At 60.6% G+C, this 18,641-nt stretch carries 18 protein-coding genes and 1 pseudogene; 16 read left to right on the top strand and 3 right to left on the bottom strand.

The window, feature by feature from the left end; all coding sequences use genetic code 11:
- Positions 1-171: 171 nt before the first annotated feature.
- The 4 genes from XI06_RS14070 (at position 172) to XI06_RS14055 (ending at position 5,405) form a co-directional block, all read left to right on the top strand.
- Positions 172-1,632 (top strand): undecaprenyl-phosphate glucose phosphotransferase, encoded by a 1,461-nt coding sequence (locus XI06_RS14070; RefSeq protein WP_271605607.1) that lies wholly within the window; start codon positions 172-174, stop codon positions 1,630-1,632.
- Between the two features lie 214 nt (positions 1,633-1,846).
- Positions 1,847-2,176, top strand: a complete 330-nt coding sequence (locus XI06_RS14065) for an H-NS histone family protein (protein ID WP_237874003.1) — start codon at positions 1,847-1,849, stop codon at positions 2,174-2,176.
- A 791-nt stretch (positions 2,177-2,967) separates the two neighbouring features.
- Entirely contained in the window at positions 2,968-4,977 is a 2,010-nt protein-coding gene (gene gspD, locus XI06_RS14060; protein ID WP_271605606.1) for a type II secretion system secretin GspD, read from the top strand.
- A gap of 110 nt (positions 4,978-5,087) precedes the next feature.
- On the top strand, positions 5,088-5,405 hold the full coding sequence (locus XI06_RS14055) for a hypothetical protein (RefSeq protein WP_271605605.1): 318 nt from the start codon (positions 5,088-5,090) through the stop codon (positions 5,403-5,405).
- Positions 5,406-5,431: 26 nt separating this feature from the next.
- On the opposite strand, the gene XI06_RS14050 is transcribed toward XI06_RS14055, so the two are convergent.
- Entirely contained in the window at positions 5,432-6,307 is an 876-nt protein-coding gene (locus tag XI06_RS14050) for a type II secretion system protein GspK (RefSeq protein ID WP_271605604.1), read from the bottom strand.
- A 107-nt stretch (positions 6,308-6,414) separates the two neighbouring features.
- On the opposite strand from XI06_RS14050, the gene XI06_RS14045 reads away from it, so the two are divergent.
- From XI06_RS14045 to XI06_RS14005, 9 genes are all read left to right on the top strand, one after another.
- On the top strand, positions 6,415-8,196 hold the full coding sequence (locus tag XI06_RS14045) for a GspE/PulE family protein (RefSeq protein ID WP_271605603.1): 1,782 nt from the start codon (positions 6,415-6,417) through the stop codon (positions 8,194-8,196).
- 10 nt (positions 8,197-8,206) lie between these two features.
- Positions 8,207-9,451 carry a type II secretion system F family protein gene (locus XI06_RS14040; protein ID WP_271605602.1) on the top strand — a complete coding sequence of 415 codons (1,245 nt, stop codon included), beginning with the start codon at positions 8,207-8,209 and terminating at the stop codon, positions 9,449-9,451.
- A complete protein-coding gene (locus XI06_RS14035) occupies positions 9,448-9,885 on the top strand; it encodes a GspH/FimT family pseudopilin (protein ID WP_271605601.1) in 438 nt (145 codons plus the stop codon). Before XI06_RS14040 ends, XI06_RS14035 begins: the two co-directional genes overlap by 4 nt.
- Positions 9,882-10,331: a type IV pilus modification PilV family protein gene (locus XI06_RS14030; protein WP_271605600.1), complete on the top strand. Its 450-nt coding sequence runs from the start codon at positions 9,882-9,884 to the stop codon at positions 10,329-10,331. The genes XI06_RS14035 and XI06_RS14030 overlap by 4 nt, the downstream gene beginning before the upstream one ends.
- Positions 10,332-10,354: 23 nt before the next feature.
- Complete coding sequence (locus XI06_RS14025; RefSeq protein WP_271605599.1) at positions 10,355-10,963, top strand: prepilin-type N-terminal cleavage/methylation domain-containing protein; 609 nt, start codon at positions 10,355-10,357, stop codon at positions 10,961-10,963.
- Positions 10,964-11,056: 93 nt separating this feature from the next.
- Positions 11,057-12,175 carry a PilN domain-containing protein gene (locus XI06_RS14020; protein ID WP_271605598.1) on the top strand — a complete coding sequence of 373 codons (1,119 nt, stop codon included), beginning with the start codon at positions 11,057-11,059 and terminating at the stop codon, positions 12,173-12,175.
- Complete coding sequence (gene gspM, locus XI06_RS14015; RefSeq protein ID WP_271605597.1) at positions 12,172-12,774, top strand: type II secretion system protein GspM; 603 nt, start codon at positions 12,172-12,174, stop codon at positions 12,772-12,774. The genes XI06_RS14020 and gspM overlap by 4 nt, the downstream gene beginning before the upstream one ends.
- A gap of 167 nt (positions 12,775-12,941) precedes the next feature.
- Positions 12,942-13,382: a hypothetical protein gene (locus tag XI06_RS14010; RefSeq protein ID WP_271605596.1), complete on the top strand. Its 441-nt coding sequence runs from the start codon at positions 12,942-12,944 to the stop codon at positions 13,380-13,382.
- Positions 13,379-14,008, top strand: coding sequence for a prepilin peptidase (locus tag XI06_RS14005; protein ID WP_271605595.1), 630 nt, complete (start codon positions 13,379-13,381; stop codon positions 14,006-14,008). Before XI06_RS14010 ends, XI06_RS14005 begins: the two co-directional genes overlap by 4 nt.
- A 26-nt stretch (positions 14,009-14,034) precedes the next feature.
- Here XI06_RS14005 and XI06_RS14000 read toward each other — a convergent pair whose 3' ends face one another.
- Positions 14,035-14,436 (bottom strand): VanZ family protein, encoded by a 402-nt coding sequence (locus tag XI06_RS14000; RefSeq protein ID WP_271605594.1) that lies wholly within the window; start codon positions 14,434-14,436, stop codon positions 14,035-14,037.
- A gap of 216 nt (positions 14,437-14,652) precedes the next feature.
- Between XI06_RS14000 and XI06_RS13995 the strand changes: the two genes are divergently transcribed.
- From XI06_RS13995 to XI06_RS13985, 3 genes are all read left to right on the top strand, one after another.
- A complete protein-coding gene (locus XI06_RS13995; protein WP_271605593.1) occupies positions 14,653-15,021 on the top strand; it encodes a hypothetical protein in 369 nt (122 codons plus the stop codon).
- 659 nt (positions 15,022-15,680) lie between these two features.
- Entirely contained in the window at positions 15,681-16,097 is a 417-nt protein-coding gene (gene gspG, locus XI06_RS13990; RefSeq protein WP_237874022.1) for a type II secretion system major pseudopilin GspG, read from the top strand.
- Positions 16,098-16,159: 62 nt separating this feature from the next.
- Positions 16,160-16,432 (top strand): hypothetical protein, encoded by a 273-nt coding sequence (locus XI06_RS13985; RefSeq protein WP_271605592.1) that lies wholly within the window; start codon positions 16,160-16,162, stop codon positions 16,430-16,432.
- A gap of 401 nt (positions 16,433-16,833) precedes the next feature.
- On the opposite strand, the pseudogene XI06_RS13980 reads toward XI06_RS13985, so the two are convergent.
- A pseudogene (locus XI06_RS13980) lies at positions 16,834-18,028 on the bottom strand (IS256 family transposase).
- Between the last annotated feature and the right edge of the window lie 613 nt (positions 18,029-18,641).

Genomic DNA, 18,641 nt, shown 5'->3' with positions numbered 1-18,641 from the left:
GGGAAAAAGAGGGGCCTTATGGCGTAAAAACACTATGGCGAAGGGAACTATCCCGTTGATTCCGACCCCCATTAAGCCTAGTTTAAATTATATTAACAAAAGGTTATCGGGAACTGACGTTCCGTGGTTCATTTTCCTGATCAGAGGATCGTTGGGATTAGGTGACATTCGATGTCGATCGGATCGGATTTCCGCGAAGAGTCGCATAGGGCCGATCAGGCGCACGGCAGGGGGATGCTGTGGTCCCTCGATCTCGTTCCCTATTTGCTCTCTACACTGGATGCGTTGGTTATCATTCTTGCGTGCGTCGGGGGAGGGATCGGATATCACGCTGCCACTGGTAGCCCAATTCCCAACCTTCTTCCGTGCTGCGCAGTCGGACTCATGGCCAGTTTCATCTACATTTTGAGGATGAGCGGGATCGGTTACTACGACCTTTCCGACAGCGCCAAGCCCGGGACCGAGATTACGCAGATCTTGGTCTGCTGGTTCAGCACCGGCATCTTGCTCGCCTTCTTCGCTTTCCTGCTCAAGGTCGGCGGCAATTATTCCCGCGGCGCGTTCGTTACGTTTTATTTCATTGCCCCGGTCGGCCTGCTCGCGGTGCGCAAGTTCACGAAAACGAACCTGGCCTTGGCGGTGGCCAAAGGAGGGCTCAGGCGTTTGGACGCGGTCCTCGTGGGAGACCATCGGGAATTGGCCGCCCTTGGCCCTCGTGATCGTCTCGCCCTCTTCGGCGCGACCGATGTCAAGGAATTCCGCCTGAGCGGAGATTCTGATCCTGGAGCGCGGCTGGTCGCAGACAAGAATATGTTCGGGGCGGTTGGAGATTTCATTCGCCGCACCAATTGCCGCGAGGTGCTGTTAGTGCTGCCGTGGAATGACGACGTTCGGATCGACTTTGTGCGTGAACACCTCAAGAGTCTTCCGGTCTCGGCGCGATTGTTACCCGATTTGCACATCCGATCGCTGTCTAACTTCGTGTCGTCCGCCCGACAACGCGTCCTGGCGGTCGAGGTGCAGCGCGCTCCACTCAGCGCGGCCGAGCGTTTGGTCAAGCGGTCCATGGATATCCTGGTCGCCGGCATCGCCTTGATCCTCCTGTTCCCAATTCTGATTCTCACTGGGATCGCGATCAAGCTGGACAGCGCGGGACCGGTCATTTTCCGCCAGCGTCGCAAGGGCTTCAACGGCAAGGAATTCGTAATGCTGAAGTTCCGCACCATGAAGGTGCAGGAAGATGGCCCTGTCGTGGTCCAGGCGACGCGCCAGGATCCGCGCGTTACGTCAATCGGGCGCTTCCTGCGCGCCGCCAGCATTGATGAGTTGCCACAGCTCTTCAATGTCCTGAAGGGGGAGATGTCCTTGATAGGCCCCCGACCGCATGCCTTGGCGCACGACAGCTATTTCGAAAAGATCCTGGAAGACTATGCGTTTCGGCATCATGTGAAGCCCGGCCTTACCGGATGGGCCCAGTGCAATGGTTCGCGGGGCGCGACGCCCACGGTCGAAGATATCGCGGAGCGTGTGAGGCTCGATCTCTGGTATGTCAACAATTGGAGCCTCTGGCTCGATATTCACATCCTGATCAAGACTTTCTTCGAGGTCGCGCGGAAGCGAAACGCCTATTAGGTTATCCGTAATTCGGCGTACCGCCAAATCTCGCGCCCATGTAGCTGACAAGTGGCTGATTTTCGATATATTTGGCTTGTTCTGTCCCAGATCTCCGTTTCGACATGCTATCACCAAATTAATTGGCGATTCGAGCGAGAAAACTGCAAGATTGTTGTAGATCGAATCAGAGGTCTAGGTGGGCAGCCGGAAACCCTTGCGTTGTGACGAACGGATGAAGAAAGCGAACCTCGAGGCACTTTCGTTAGATGAGCTTTGGCAGCTCCACGAGGAGCTCAACCGCTTGTTGTCGGTTCGGCTGACTGCTGAAAAACGCGCCCTTGAGACGCGTTTGGCGCAAATTCGCCGCGAGAATGAAGCGACGAATGTTCCGTCAGAGCCGTCGTCGCGGCTGAAGCGTCCATACCCGCGAGTTCACCCGAAATATCGCAATCCCAACGTTCCTCACGAGACTTGGTCTGGTCGAGGCAAACAGCCTAAATGGCTTACCGCCGCCCTGCGGACCGGCCGCTCGATCGAGGATTTCCTCATCTCGAATAGATAGTTGGCCCCTACGAGATGCGTGGCAAAGCAGGAGGCTCTCTTGCGAATGGCTCTGATCCTTCTGGTCTGCATGGCTGGGTGCCCGTTCGGGAGCGCCTGGGCGGGAAACTTCAGCCCGGCAAAGTTGCGTTTTGCTGACGCCGCCACCGATGCTTGCCTGTCCAGTTGCGACAATCAGAATGCAGCATGTAAGCGGGTTTGCCCAACCACTCTCGGCACACCCTGCATGACTTCCTGCGACAGCCAGGCTCAGGTCTGCCGTCAGGGATGCCAAACCAAGTAACGGCTGACCGCCGAACTCCCTCGATCGCTGAGTCACAGCGGACAATGCCTGCGCCAAGGCAGCGATTCTGCGCGCCCTCATGGCATCAGGTGTAACAAGCTGCACATGCACTCACAAGGTTGCATTCGGCCGGTTGTCGGCTTTCCAGGTAAAATAGTACCATCGACACAATCCGGGCTGCTTGGAACCTTTTACGTTAGGTTAACCATGATGATTTACCCATTCTTTACGCTCGAATACCCGGGCGTGCGTCTTTGCATGTTCGGAGCCCCCTATTGCCGATGCCTCGTGGCCCTCTCACGGGTTCTGTGGTTTGCTTGCTCGCAGGCCTCGTCGCCGGCTGTGGCGCCCCTGGAATCGTCAGTCCGACCTTGAACGCTCAGCCCAAGCTATCCGGCCAGCCGGTATCCTTAGAGGCGAACGCTCAGGATCTAATGCCGACGGGCGCAATTGCGCTCCCCAGCCCCTCGTCCAAGGCGGTCGCCAGCGTTGAGGGGGGCGATGGTCGAATGATCGGCTCGACGGCCGCCAAGACGAGCTCCGCGGCAGCCGACGGCAATGTGGTCCTCAATCTGGCCAATGTTCCCCTGCAGCAGGCCGCCAAGACGGTCTTGGGCGATCTGATCGGCGTCAACTACGTCGTCGACCCTCGGGTCGACGGGGTTGTTTCGGTCCAGACCAGCAACCCGGTTTCCAAGACAGATGCCCTCGAGCTCTTCCAGACGGCTATCGCGCCGATCGGCGCGGTACTGGTACAAAACCGCGGTATCTACCGGATCGCTCCGGCCGACCAGGCCGCGACCGGGGCTGTAAGCACCGTCCGCGATGCCACCAACAGTGCGGTCACGGGCAGTAGCGTCCGCATCGTGCAGCTGAAATACGTCGCTGCCACTGAGGTGGCGCGGGTGCTTGAGCCAATGGTACCGAAGGGGGCCATCGTTCAGGCCGATGACGCACGCAACATTATCGCGCTGAAGGGCTCACAAGCCGAAATCGACAGCATGCTCGACTCGGTTTCCATCTTTGATGTCGATGTGATGAAGGGCATGTCTTTCGCCGTCGTGCCCGTCAAGGCCGCCCAGCCGGACAAGATGGTCGACGAGCTGAAGGCGGTATTTGCCTCGGATAAGGAAGGACCCCTGAAGGGACGGGTGCGGTTCATCGCCAATACGAGGCTTGGTGCGATCCTGGTCGTGACCTCCAATCCAAGCTATCTGCCGCGGGCGCAATCCTGGATCCGGCGCCTTGATGCCCGCGCAAGCGGCACAGAACCGCAATTGCACGTCTATCAGGTCCAGAACCGGACAGCCGCTGAACTTGCCGGAATCCTTCAGTCCATGTTCTCGCAAGAGATGAAGGTCGTGCGCCCGACAAACCGTAACGTCTCGCCAAAATCCAAACAGGTATCCTTCGCAAGCGACTCGATGAAAGCTTCATCCGTTGGCACGGGTGTTTCGGACCCCGCGATGCAAGCCGGGTTGGGAAAGACGGCGGATCCGCAGGGAGCGTCGCGTTCTTTCAACAATGACCTTGACACTCAGGCCACCGACATGGCCGACAACGGCTCTGCATCGAACGGCGTTCCCGAGCCGATCATGAAGATCGTTGCCGATGAAACCAAGAACTCGCTGCTGATCATGGCGAATGATCGCGATTACCAGCGTGTGTTGCGTGTTGTGCAAGGGCTCGATGTTGTGGCCAGCCAGGTCCTGATCGAGGCCGTGATCGCCGAGGTCACTCTCAACGACGATCTTCAGTTCGGCCTGCAGTGGCAATTTGCCAAGCAGGGAACCCCGACTGCGACTTTTACCAATGCGCTCACCGGCGGAGTGGCAGCCGCATTCCCCGGGTTCAATTATGCAGTCAATACCGCCAATATCGCGGCGACCCTTACCGCATTGAACGCCCTGACTCACGTCAACATCATTTCGACCCCGTCGCTGATGGTGCTCGACAACAAGACGGCGCGCCTCCAAATCGGCGATCAGGTCCCGATCACGACGCAGACGGCTACGAGCACGGTCACCTCCCAGACGGCAATCGTGAATTCCATCACGATGCAGGACACGGGCGTGATTCTCTCGGTGACGCCCCGGATTAATGAGAGCGGGCGTGTCCAGCTCGATATCGAGCAGGAAGTTAGTAGTGTCGTGAAGACGACGACTTCAAACATCGATTCTCCAACCATTCAGCAGCGACGCGTTAAGACGACAGTTGTCGTGAGTGATGGCGAGGTGCTGGCGCTCGGCGGCATGATCCAGGATAGCGCGAGCAAGAGCAGCAACCAGTTGCCAATCCTCGGAGATATCCCTGGACTCGGAGCGGTGTTCGCAAATCGAAAGGACTCGGTTCAAAAGACCGAGCTTGTCATCCTGATCACTCCGAAAGTGGTTCGCGATGGCACGGAAAGCCGGTTAGTCACCGAGGAATATCGGCGCAAAATGAACGTCTATATGCCGCACGCTTCGACGCGCCAACGTGCACCGTACAATACGGCGCAACGTCTGGTGACGCCGTGAGACGCTCCACTCTCCTCGTCTGCTGGTGGGGGACGGTCTGCGCTTTGCCACTTCTGTTGGCCGGCTGCGCGACCGACCAGCCTTTAGTGATTGATCCGCCATCGCCCTATATGCTGCTGCCTGTCGATGAATCCATGTCGTGCAACGCGATAGCCGCCTCGTTCCGCTATTCGGTCAGACGGGCGGCGCGCCTTGAATATTGGCTCGCCGCGGGATCGCTGGCCGGCTATGATTCTGATAGATTTCCGCTTGATGCGCCCAAGCAACTGGTCGATGAACGCCGACGGCTCGATGCCTTGACGGATCTGCAGCGCACGAAGGGCTGCACGGTGATGGAGCCGGGACCCGCGGTCGCGGAGGAACGTGAGCGCCTCGAAGAATCCGCAAGAAATTCGCGCCCGCAACAGGTCCTTCGTTCGAAGGGGTGAGGGGCGGGAACTTCGCCGGTCGGCAGTCAGAGCCTGAAGCAGCTCTGCAGTGCCTCGCCGTCGGACCGTGTCGCAGGCTCGCCGACCACGTCGCCGCGCCGCCACTCGCGGATGGCGTAGGGTTGTCCCGACGCGGCTCCAAAAGTGACCAGCGCTTCCCGGATGTAGCGTGAACCGTCGGGCGCGCTCACGTCGGCCCTGATTGTCACATTACCAGGCAGGGCTGGCCGCCGGCGCGCCGGTCGGCTGGGATCGAGATTCATGAGAATGCGCAAGTCAGCCGTTGCTGCTTCGGGCGCAGGCTCCACGCGCCCGGACAGCACCGTGGTGAAGCGAACGGCTGCGCGGAATATCGAAGGCGAAATGCCGTCGATTCGATCAAGCTCCATGATAGTCGAAAAACCGGAGTTCCTGGTTTGCCCGGCGGCGTTACTGGGCTGGGGAGGCTTGCGAAAGTCGACGATGTTCTGGGCAATCCTGCTTCCCAGTGCCTTGTCCCGCGTGAGCCCGACGAAGAAGCGTTCGAGCGTGGGCAAATTGGCAGCATTGAGATCGATCTTACCGATCTCCTCCTCGACAGCAATGTCGACGCGCTCGCCTTCCGGCAAGCGGCAGCGACGCGGAAAGCTCGGGCCCGGCAGGGGATCAAGAACGACCGAGATGGCCAGATTGACTGCACTTTCCGCCGCTGCAGCCGTGGAGGCGACCATACCATCGGCCACAGCAGTTTTGGCTCGGTAGCGTGCGCCCACGATCACGACCGTTCCGAGCAGAGTCAGCAGGCCAAGTCCCCAGATCACCGTGACGAGCGCGAAGCCGCGGCGAGCGGGGCAACCGCGTCCATGGGCCGGCACAATCGGCCTGAACCTTGTCTGCAAGGTATGATGGTCTGTCAGCCGCATTGGTTGCCGCTTGGTAAATGAAAATGGCAAATAAAGTGTGAAAAGCCTTCCTTAACAAAAACGCTTTAGCGTCGTGGTCCGCGTTTAAGATCGGGACCTTCGAGCCAATGCCAGGCGATATGCAGACACAGACACGCCAGGCTGCGCCGGCGGCCGGCCCAGCCATGGTGTTGGGACCGCTAGACGACGGCTTCGCCGATGCTTTCGCGGGGCTGCTGATCCGCGGAGACTTCGTCGACGCCGGCGCAGTTGCCCGGGCGAGACGGGCTTCGGATGCCACGTCCGAGCGCCTCGACGTTGTCCTCGTCAAGTTGGGACTCATCTCTGAGGCGGATCTCTGCGCGGCGTATGCCGATTATTGCGGCCTTCCGCTCGTTCAACCGGCCGACATTCCGTTGCAGCCGGTTCTCCCAGATCGTCTGAAACTGCCCTTTCTGAAAGCCAGCCGTACTCTGCCGATCTCGGCGCACGACAATTCCCTGGTGCTGGCCGCAGTCGACCCCCTCAACGAGGAGGGGCGTAGGGCGATCAGCTATATGCTCGGCTGTCGTGTCGATCTCGCCGTCATCGCGCCCGCCGAGATCGAGCGCGCGTTCCGCAAGCTCTATCAGGACGCAGCACCGCAGTCCGTCGACGGCGATCCCAGCGCAATCACCGGGAGCCAGATCGACGGAAATGAAATCGACGTCGAGCGTCTTCGCGACATCGCCAATGAGGCGCCGATCATCCGCCTGGTGAACCAGATCATCGCAAGCGCGGTTGAACGCGGGGCATCCGACATTCACATCGAACCAGGACGTGATGCGGTCTTGGTTCGCCTTCGGCTCGACGGCTTTCTCCAGCAAGAACGTGTCGTTCCGTCCACGCTCAAGGCCGCGCTGACCACCCGAATCAAGATCATGGCGAGGCTCGACATTGCCGAGCGGAGGTTACCACAGGACGGTCGAATCAAGACGGCAGTTCGAGGCGTCGAGATCGACGTCCGCGTGGCGACGCTGCCCACCGCATTCGGCGAAAGCCTTGTCCTGAGAATTCTCGATCGCACCAGGGTCGAACTCGACTTTTCCAAGCTCGGCCTCGACCGGTCCATTCAAGCTAAACTGCAGGGACTGATGTCGCTGCCGAACGGTATCATTTTGGTGACCGGCCCGACGGGAAGTGGCAAGACCACGACGCTGTATACGGCGCTGAAGGAATTGAACCGCCCGGAGCTAAAACTCTTCACCGTCGAGGATCCCATCGAATACCAGCTCGGTGGCATCAATCAGATTCAGGTCCAGCCTCAGATCGGGTTCGATTTTCCTGCCGCACTTCGCTCGATCCTGCGTCAGGACCCCGACATCATCATGATTGGCGAAATACGTGATCTGGAGACGGCTCGCATTGCCGTACAGGCTTCACTCACCGGACATCTGGTTTTCTCGACCCTGCATACGAACAGTTCTGTTGCCGCTATCACCCGTCTTATCGACATTGGCATTGAGCGTTACTTGCTCGCATCGACCCTCGCTGGTGTCATGGCCCAGCGCTTGGTCCGCCGCTTGTGCCAGAGTTGCGCGCGGCCCGCGGCCTATCGTGCCGAGGCCCCGGCGCGGTTGCGTTGGCCTGTGCCGGACGGCTTCGAGTTCGACTGGTCGGGCGCGCGCGAGGCGGTAGGCTGCGCAGCTTGTCATGGCACCGGCTATCAGGGACGCACATGTGTTGTGGAGCTTCTTGTGATCGACGACGAGATGCGGGAAGCGATCGGCAGGAGAAGCGATGATCAGCGGACGTTGACGTCGCGGGCGCGGGGGGGCGGCTTCCACACGCTGTATGAGAGTGGTCTCGCCAAGGTGGCATTGGGCGAGACGACCATCGAGGAAGTGCTCAGGGTCTCGCGAACGAGCTAGGGAGCTTTGGGTGTCCACGTTCCAGTATCGCGCCTACACCAGCCAAGGCATCGTCACGTCGGGGAAGATTGTTGCCGACGAGCTGGAGGCTGCGATCGAAGCGCTCTACAGCTCCGGGCTTACGCCGGTGGAAACGACGCTCTGCGAAGATGGTGCGTCGGCGAAGGCGCATTCGGACGAGGGGAACGCACCGGCAGGAGGCTGGATGCGCTCGGAACGGATCGGACTGAAGGAGCTGTCTGCATTCACGGCCGAGCTGGCGTCACTGGTCAGCTCGGGAGTGCCCGTCGATGCGTCGTTTCGGGTGTTGGCCGGTCCCGGAGCATCGCGCAAACAGATTGGCCTCGCCAATGGTCTGCTCAAGGATATCTTGGCCGGCCTCCAGCTTTCGGAGGCCATGGCGCGCCGCTCCGACGTGTTTCCCGCCGACTATGTCGCCATCCTGGCTGGCGGTGAAGCCGGAGGAAAAACCTCCCAGGCGCTGACGCAGATCAGCGAGATGCTGGCGCGAAGGGTCGAGATCCGAAACAAGATCCGCGCGGCTCTGGTTTATCCCGTCGTCCTGTTGATGATGTCGCTGGTATCGATCGCTGTCATCGTTCTGGTGCTCATTCCGAATCTGTTGCCGATCTTTTCCGATGCAGGTCTGCCACTGCCGGGCATTCTGGCGGCCCTCGCCGATCTCCCGGAGCGCTGGCCTAAGCTCCTGATCTGGCTCGGACTGCTGACCGCGGCCGGCCTGGTCCTCTACCGCAGGATCGCCGGTGATGCTTCGATGATGAGGAAGGTCGATCATCTCAAATGCCGCCTGCCGGTCGTCGGTACCGTCATTCAGCGTCGCGAAGCCGGACTATTTGCCCGCGCTTTAGGCAGCCTGATCGACGCAAGAGTGCCGCTCATGACGGCGCTGCAAACAGCGCTATCCCTGGTAGGTAACCGACATCTTAAAGCTCGCTATGGAGAAGCGATCGGTCGCGTGCCGGAGGGAAAAGCGTTGAGCCAGGTTCTCGACGGAGCTGGCTTGCTGCCTCCGGCCGCCATCCGCCTCGTCGCGGTTGGTGAGGAGACCGGCCAATTGGCAAAGATGCTGGCTCGCGTTGCCGCCAATTTGGAAACCGAAGTCCAAGACAAGATCGAGCAACTCGTCGGACTGCTTACGCCGCTCCTCACGGTAGGAATCGGCGGTCTCGTCGGGGCTCTCATCCTCCAGGTGATGAGCGCGGTCCTCTCCATCAACAATCTAGCTTATCAATGAGGCACTCTGACGCCGGCTCGGCGGGGTTCACGCTAATCGAGACGCTCGTGGTACTTGTGATCATGGCGCTCGTCGTCGTTTCAGTCCTAGCCGCCAAGCCGAGATCGGCAGCCGCGCGCACCGGTGCGGAGGCGCGCGCGATCGCGGCGACGCTGCAGCTTGCCAGAAGCCGGGCGCGGGCCCGCAATGCAGAAATTGTGGTCGACGTGGATACGCGGAACGGGCGCTTCGGCGTCGTCGACGCCATGCGCCAATTGCCCAGCGGGATGGAGATCGGTCTGACGGTTGCGGAAACCGAGCGGCGGGGCCGCGTCGGCGGGCTGCGGTTCTATCCGGATGGTCAGTCTAGCGGCGGCGAGATCCTGCTCAGCTACAAGGGGCAAAAGGAACGGATCATCGTCAACTGGTTCACTGGTGAGCCGAGGATTGAATGATGCCGGCTCACTTCACTCGGAGCCGACTGACGACCGGCAATGCCCGGCTGTTGCGTCAACGTGGGTTCACGTTGATCGAAGTGCTGGTGGCATTCGCAGTGCTTGCCATCGGTCTAGGAGCTTTGACCGCCGGCATCGCAGCAGCCCTGCGCTCCGACGCCAAACTTCAAACCAAGCACATCCTCGACCGGATCGCCGAATCCAGGCTTGAAGCTGCAGGAAGGACCACTTCACTAAAAAACGGGCGTCGTGAGGGGCGCATCGGACGGTATCATTGGCAGGAGATTGCCACGGTCGTAGATCTCCGAAACGCGCGCCAGCAAGGCGCTACGCCCGGGCCGAAGTCTCAGATCGTGCCGATATGGGTCGAGATTGTCGTGCAGGCGGAGGGCGGACTGGAGACGAGACTGGCGGCTCTGAAATTCGCTCAGGGAGCCGCGCAGTGAGGTGCCGGCGACATTGCCGGACGATGCGCGCGGCGGCCGGGCGCGAGGGTGAACGTGGGCTCACGTTGATAGAGCTCGTGGTCTCGCTTGCACTTTTGGCCCTCTTGACGGGCTTTATCGTTGGTGGGTTGTCAACAGCCATCCGGGCGTTTGATGCGGATCGTCGCAATGGCATGGAAATCGAAACAAACTCCGCAGTCGAAAGCTTGCGTTGCTTAATCGCCTCGGCGATGCCGACGGCGAATCCTTTGCAGGGCGGGGGTGTTCTGTTCGAGGGCGGGCGCGAGGGAATGCGTTTCGTCTCGCTGAGCGAGGGGCGCGCCCTGCCGGGAGGTCTGCAGGACATTCGCATTCGCCGCACCGGCGACGAACTGATCCTCGACGTCTTCGGGGCGCCGAAAGATGGCGAGCGCAAGTCGCCGCTGGTCTCGACGGTTGTCTTGAAAGGTCTCCGCGGCGTCCACTTTCGCTATTTCGGCGTATCCAGCGCGCAAGCCGACCCGGCATGGCGCAACGACTGGATCAAGGCGGAGCGGCTGCCTCTGCTCGTCGAGGTCGGCTTCGAATTCGAGGAGCCGGGGCGGAACGGCCCTGCGGCAATTGTCGCCCTCCGCAATCAGCCGGGGTCCTGACTCCCCGCGGATCGGAACCGGCGTTACCTCCCGTAAAGATTTAGTAAATAGGATCGCCGAATCGACAGCTCGGATTGGTGGGAAGACAAACCGATGACCGACGTCACGGTGGCACGGTTCGAACGGCTCGGCACGCTGACTAAGGCGTGGCGACAGTTTGCGCGCTGGTGGCTGAACGAGCTGCGGGAATGCACCCCGCAAGCCTGGCGGCATCTGCTGCAAGCGGAAACGGCTACTCGCCTGTTCATATGGGACGAGCAGGGCGCCTTGACTGGTCATCTGGTCTCCCCATCGGGCGTGCATGAGAAGCGGTTCGCGGCTGGCAGTCCTGGCCGTCCGCAGATCGAGGCCTGGCTTGCTGAAATGGGATGCGAGCGTGAAGCTGTGCAGATTGGCGTCGCACTGGCAGCCGATTGCTTCTTCCAGCGCGAGCTCAAGGTGCCCCAGTCGGAGCTCGGTGTCCTGACGCGGATCCTGGCACAGGAGATCGTCCATCGCACGCCGTTCCAGCCAGTGGAGATCTGGCATGGTGCAACGCCGGTGGGTGAAGCGCCGCGCGCGGACGTGCTGGAGTTTCGTCATTGGATCATTCCGAAGGATCGCGCGGAGTCCGAGGTTGTCCGACTCGGCTGGCCAAGTTCGGACATCGATTTCATCGCCGCGAAGCAGCCGAGCGGCACGCCTCTCAGCGTCGTCACTTTCGGTGCCGGGCAGCGCGAGGATCCGCCATGGGCGTTTCGCGCGATCCGCACGCTAGCGATCGCGCTGGTCGCAGCTTTCGCTCTTGCCTTAATTTCTGTCGAAACGTGGCAATCGATCCGTGCAGGCGAACTCGAAGATGCGCTTTACGAGGCCAAACAGGGGGTCCAGGACAGATCACAGGGCGCCGGCGTTCCGCTTCGCCTCATCGCGCTCAAGGCCGAGCCGGGTAGCCTGGCGATCTGGGACGAACTGTCGCGCGTGATTCCGGACCATACCTTCCTCACCGAACTTCGGATTACCGGAGCCGTGGTCAGCCTTGCGGGATTGTCGTCGGATGCTGCCCGGCTCGTGCGTGCCTTGGATGCCTCCCGGGTTTTTGCCGGCGCAACTCTCGCCGGTCCGATTACCCCGGACGCAAATGAGCGGAAGGACCGCTTCCGCATGACGGTGAAGGTACGCAAGATCGGGGAGGGGCGTACCAACAAGATGGCGCAGAGGCCGGAGTCATGAATAGCAACGGGCTTCTCAAGCGGCGCCTCCGATTCGCGGGATTGAATGGCGCAATCGTGCTGACGATCGGTATCCTGATCCTGGGGCCACTCATTGCGCATTTTGGCGAGCGTAATGACGACATTATCGACAATGCGGCACAGCTCGCCCAGATTCAGCGAGTTATGAATGACGCCGCAAGGCTCGCCAAAACGACAACGGCTGATATTGATCCCTATTTGCCGGCGGCGGAAGAGCGGGTAGCTAGCGCCGATCTTCAGGCGGGCCTGCAGGCTCTAGCAAGCGCCAGGGGTCTCGTGATCCAAACCATTCGCGGACTGCCGGGCCGGCAGGCGGCGCAATGGCGTGCAATCCCAGTACGGCTCGAGCTCGAAGGAGCGTCTGCCGGGGTGCGGGAGCTTATCTCCTCCGTCGAGACACAGACGCCATTTCTCTTCATTACGGATTTCTCGCTGCGTTCGCTTGGCGATGGCGACGACAGTCGGATGAGGGTAAGCCTGACGATCGAGGGTGCCCTGCGCAATCCGGGAGGCCCGCCGACAGGCCCGCTACTGAGCGAGAACCGGCCCGGCGAGGCCGCAAGGGCGGCAAGCCAATGAGCGGAACGCCATTCCAAGCTAGGCAGCTCTTGCGAGAGATCCCCGCGCCGCGCCAACTGATCGAGTCGGTGGCCTTGCGATTGTTCTTGCGCAACGATTTTCCGAGCCGTCGCGAGCTGATGGCAATCACCCCGCCAAGGCGGGGCCTGTTGATCGGACTTGTCGCGTTGATCGGCGTTGCCGTCGTGACGCCGGTCGCGACCATCATCGCTTTGGAGATTGCCGTCGCCAGCCAGTCGACGTGGGAGGGCCGGGGAACAGCGGCCCCAGCACGCCAGGAAAGCCGGATCGGGAGCTATGAGAATATCATGCAGCGGCCGCTGTTCTCCAGAAATCGCCAGAGCCTACCGACCACGCCGGCTCCGGCGACCGCCGAGGCCGTGGCGCCGACCCGGATGATGCTCGACCCCAGCGTCGCGCTCAGGGGCGTCTTCATGGATGGCGAGCGAGCCAAGGCGTTCCTGACCTCATCGGAGAACCCGGCGGGAATTTGGATCGTATTGAATGAGCAATGGTCGGGTTGGCGGCTCTCTGAGGTCAAGCCGAACGAGATTGTGCTCGATGCCGACGGTGAACGGCAGAGTCTACCGCTGACCGTCCTGAAATGATCGCGGAGCTGCGCAAAACGGCGACGCGCACCGGCCACTACCTGACGCGCTCTCTGGTTTGCCGCGAGCCCTACCAGGACCAGGTGCTTGTCGTCTGGCTCCTGGTCTTCGGATTGTTCTGGATCCTCCTGAGCGGTCAAGTCGACCAGAAGCGGATTGCCTATTTCGCACTGTCCGTTGCGCTCGCCACCCTCTTGGCGGCCATCTGCGCAATTGATGCTCGTTTTGGCATCATCCCGAACAAGCTTGTCGGCGCGATGGCTGCTTGCGGTTTGGCGGGGGTCTTTCTTCTGGATCCGGATGAGGTCATGTACCGCATCGCGGAAGTCATCATCGTTGCGATCGCGATGGCCGCTTTTCGCGCGGTCTATCGCTGGGTTCGCGGCTATGATGGGCTTGGCTTTGGTGACGTGAAATTCCTTGCTGCCGCTACGTTTTGGATCGGCCTGCGCTCGCTTCCTGCACTGCTCCTGATCGCAGTCGTCTCGGCGCTCGCCAGCGCCTTTTTGCTCAGATCGGCACGCTATGAAGTCGATGGCCGGCATGCCATTCCGTTCGGCCCCCATCTCGCCGTTGGACTTTGGTTGGCGTGGGTGTTCGATCCGATGAGCTATGTGCTGGGATAGGCGCAATCGTTGGATGTGCGCTAGTCTCACCCCTCCTTCTTAGCCGTCAAAATGAACTGAGCGAGTCTGACTGCGGCAATGCCCGCGCAGCCTGCGACGATCTTCTCAGACGCGTCGAAGACGGTGCCGTGGCGATCGGGGGTCAATGTCTGAAGTAACTCGAAGATAATGGCGCTTCCGATCACGATCACACAAACCATCAGTGTGCGCCGAGGGTAGGCCAATGCGAACAGCGTACCGAGTGTCAGAAAGGCGACGGCGTGCTCCAAATGCGCCCACGTCGGGATATCCACCCCGAAAAGGAACGGTCTGATCCTGCCATAGACCATATAAATGAACTGCACCCTGGTCAGCGTGGCATAACCAATCAGGGACACCGCGGCCCAGGCGGCAATGGCAAGCGCGGTTGTGATAATCGATCTAGTCATTCCTCGCTTATGCAGGGCAAAGCCCGAAGCGTCCATAGTTTTCGCGGCGGAAATCCGGTCCGAGCATTGGGCTCCTGGCGTTAACCGGCCTCTATTGGTCGCGGCGCGCTCGAAGGCTTAACCACGTCACCGGCGAGCAGTACTCGCCTAGCCCGAGAGTGGGGTAGACTGCTCATCGTTGCGCCAAAGGGGAGGGCGAACGGAGCGAGGAGATCGATGAAAGCCACGATATTTACTGGAGCCGCTGTCGCGATCATGGCAATGCTCTCTCCTTCCATTGCCGAAGCGGGCGACGGTGCGAGACTCTATCGCAAGCCGCATTGGCACAGCGCATACGGATATTATGCGCGCCTTGCACGGATCGCGCCCCCTGTGGTGACCTTGGTGACGCCAGACCTCTCTTATCCCGTCCCAAGTTACGTCTACAGCAGGCTGGATGACAGTTACGACTATCCATTCGGTTACGGTGAATACGCGATCTATGGAAGGTGGGCGCGTGATCCCTATGGCTTACCCGACGTGACGCGATGTCGTCTGATTTGGTTCGACGGTCCGCGGTTGCGCAGCCTCAATCGCTGCAATTGATATGGGGTCTGTGCGCAGAAGGATCGGGACGGGACTGCGCATCAGCCGATGATCACTGGGAACGCGTCACCAGTATCGGTCAAAGCTGCCCGCAAACTCCAACCTCACTTGCTGTTTACACCCGCCCGTTTGTTGCCGCTGCGCCTTAGCCTCTTCGTCGTCGACGTCGAACTCGCCTTCCGTACGGCCTCGCGGAGCGCGAGAACCTCTTCATAGCGCAAACACAACGATTTCTCGATCGGGTCGCGTGCAATGCTCTTGGATATATTGATGCGCTGCAAGTCGAATTCTCCCGCTTAAATAACGAACTTCGGCTTTTTCGATCTATGGAGCAGATCTATAGGAGCAGCCGGATTTCGATACAAATGAACTCGCCGGTTAAGCTTGACGGCCGATCCCCTTGGTTCATGAGCGGCATTAACTTGCCGAAAAGCTTAACGCCCGGCTTTCGTGCGGCTATGCATTCTCACCGTTTTTCTACGGCCGTATTTAGACTGGCTCGAAGTCGTCGATTCCATTAACCCGGTGAACACGAGGCGTGATGAGGATACCCCGAAGTGCAAGGGTACCTGCTTGGGGGCATCATGAGCGTCGACACGAAAAGATTTTCCGCGCCACAGCGCATCAGAAAGCTTCGTCATGGAAGGCGCCGGCCTGGGATGGCCGGCTATACCTTGCTTGAGCTGCTCGTCGTGATGGGCATCCTTGCCGCCCTCACCGCCATGGCAACGCCGCAAGTGATGGGCTATTTCGGAAAGGCGAAGACCCAGTCCGCACAGCTCCAGATCGAGAACATCAACACGGCGCTCGAGATGTACTATGTGGAAAATGGCTCCTATCCGAGCGCGAGCGCTGGATTAAGGGCTTTGGTTGAAGCAACGCCGGAAGCGCCTCGCTGGAATGGTCCCTATTTGAAGAACGCCAAGACTTTGCTCGATCCGTGGGGACGGCCCTATCAATACGCCGTCTCGGAGCAGGGCGAATACAATGTCTACTCGCTCGGGCCGACGGGTAAGGGGACCAAGAAGCCTGCCTCCGCAGCGAGCGCCAACCGTGCTTGGGCAGACAATGGGTGAGACGATGGAGCTGGCTCAACGCACCTTCGTTCGCTGAAAGCGGAGCTGACGATAGTCTTCTTTTGACGCTCGACTGGATTGACGGCTGCGTCGCAGCCATTAAACTTGGCTTTTTGCATGAGATTACACCTATGTCCTTTTTGCGCCGTGGTGGTGTGCGCCTCAAGCCGAAGCTGACCCTCAAATCTTTTTCCGAACGTTTGGGACTGCGAGCGCCGGCAAGCGATGGGAATACGTCAGACCGGGATGGCGCCGATCATGCGGTCTTGGCCCACAGAGTTGTCTGCGCGATGCGCAGGGGCGACGACAAAAAGACTCCCGAGAGGCAGGACTAATCTGCGATCGTGCTGGGGGGAGCGCCGGCCTATTTGGTCTGTCTCAAATCATCGTGTCGCTGAGCTGCAATCGCATCGGCTCGGGCTTGTTCGAGTTCGAGCTCCCGCCTCAGCCTGAGCACTTCCTCGCGCATGCGACTGAGCGCCGCCGTCGGCGACCGACTTGTTGAAGGCTTGGATTGCTTGTTGCCCATAAGGAACCAATAGCGAGGTTCGCAGCCTAGGCAACTGGACCTGTAATTTAACCTAACCGGTCAACCTTACCGATCATGTCTTCTGTCGGCTCGGAGAAGACGATCGGTCACCGCCATTTCACCTACGAAATGCTCCGATCGATCGTGTCCCTGCGCGTGGTGTAGCTGGCGGCGAGTCACCGCGTTCGCCGGCATGGGCCGGGCTGATCAGCTGGCGATGGCCGGAAGGCTGACGGTTGGATCATCGCTCAAGGGCGCGATGGTTTCTAGCGTCATGTAACGGGCGCGCTGGACGGCCCATTCGTCGTTCTGCTCGAGCAGGATCGCACCGATGAGGCGGACGGTGGCGTCCTCGTTGGGGAAGATGCCAACCACCTCGGTGCGCCGCTTGATCTCGCCGTTGAGGCGCTCGATCGGGTTGGTCGAGTGCAGCTTGGTCCGATGTTGCGGCGAGAATGTCATGTAGGCCAGCACATCGGTCTCGGCCTCGTCCAGGAAGCAGGCCAACTTGGGCAGCTTGGGGCGGAGCTGGTCGGCCACCTTGCGCCATTGGCTTCGTGCGGCCCCGGCATCGTCCTGGGCATACGCTGTAGCAATGAAGGCGGACACAACGCGCCGCCCGCTCTTGCCGGCGTGCGCCAGCGCGTTGCGTATGAAGTGGACGCGGCAACGTTGCCAGTGGCGTTGAGCACTTGGCCATGGTGGCCTTGATGCCTTCGTGGGCGTCGGAGACGACGAGCTTGACGCCGCGCAGGCTGCGGCGGGCGAGCTTGCGCAGGAATGCCGTCCAGAACGTCTCGGCCTCGGAGGGCCCGACGTCCATGCCGAGAACCTCGCGCCGGCCATCGCTGTTGACGCCGACCGCGACGATCACCGCGATCGACACGATGCGCCCCTGCTGGCGCACCTTCACATAGGTGGCGTCGATCCACAGCGGCCAATTGCCCTCGATCGGCCGGGCGAGGAACGCCTTCACCTTGTCGTCGATCTCCGCGCACAGCCGCGAGACCTGGCTCCTGGAGATGCCGGTCATGCCCATCGCCTGCACCAGGTCGTCGACCGAGCGGGGCGAGACGCCCGGCACATAGGCTTCCTGCACCACAGCAGTGAGCGCCTTCTCGGCCATGCGGCGCGGCTCCAGGAAGCCCGGGAAGTAGGAGCCCTTGCGCAGCTTGGGGATGCGCAGCTCGACCGTGCCGGCACGGGTCTCCGAGATCCAGTCGCGGTAGCCATTGCGCTGGGCCAGACGCTCCGGGTTCTTCTCTCCATAGGCCGCCCCGGTCTGGCCTTCCACTTCGAGCTCCATCAGCCGCTGGGCGGCAAAGCCGATCATCTCGCGCAATAGATCGGCATCAGGGGTCTTCTCCACGAGCGTGCGGAGGTTCATCATGTCGTCGGTCATCGGTGGTTCCTCGGTTGCGTTGGCGTGTCGCAACCCGATCCTACCGGCGAATTGCCGGTGACCACCGCAAAGCGGCCCGCCTGCTACGGCACTATTTGGGGGCGCGCGTCAGGGCGGCTTTGCTCTACCGAGCTTCACCACCGCCGGGAACACGACCTCCGATCGCACATCGGGCACCGACGCGGCGATGACGCGCCGGGGTAGTGGCATATGCGCAGGGCACGCATTCTGTCACGCGCTTTAACGTCGGGACCTTAAGCGCACCAGTTTTGCAGCAAAATAGCCCGAGCGAGCAGTCAAAAATGCGGTCTAACCCGAACGAATGCGCAATAAAATCAGCGAGCGCCGCTGGAAGGCGGCCGCTCATAACGGTCTGGTTGCAGGTTCGAGGTACAATTGTGCCTCTCAAAAATGGGGTGGCTGGCGGCGAAGTCGCCGCGTTCGCCGGCGATAGCCGGGGCCGTCAGCTGGAGGGCTGATGGCATCATCATCGCGCAATGACGCGATAGTCTCCAGGGTCATATAGCTGGCGCACTAGGGTCCGGACTCAATTGATCCACCAAGTGATCGCGGCGGCCAGGAGGATTGCAGACAGGAAGACGTCTGCACGCTT

It is taken from the genome of Bradyrhizobium sp. CCBAU 11434 (genome assembly GCF_028128895.1).
Taxonomy (GTDB): Bacteria; Pseudomonadota; Alphaproteobacteria; order Rhizobiales; family Xanthobacteraceae; genus Bradyrhizobium; species Bradyrhizobium zhengyangense.
The sequence above is the reverse complement of the archived record's forward strand: the minus strand, read 5'-3'. Positions and strand labels throughout refer to the sequence as shown.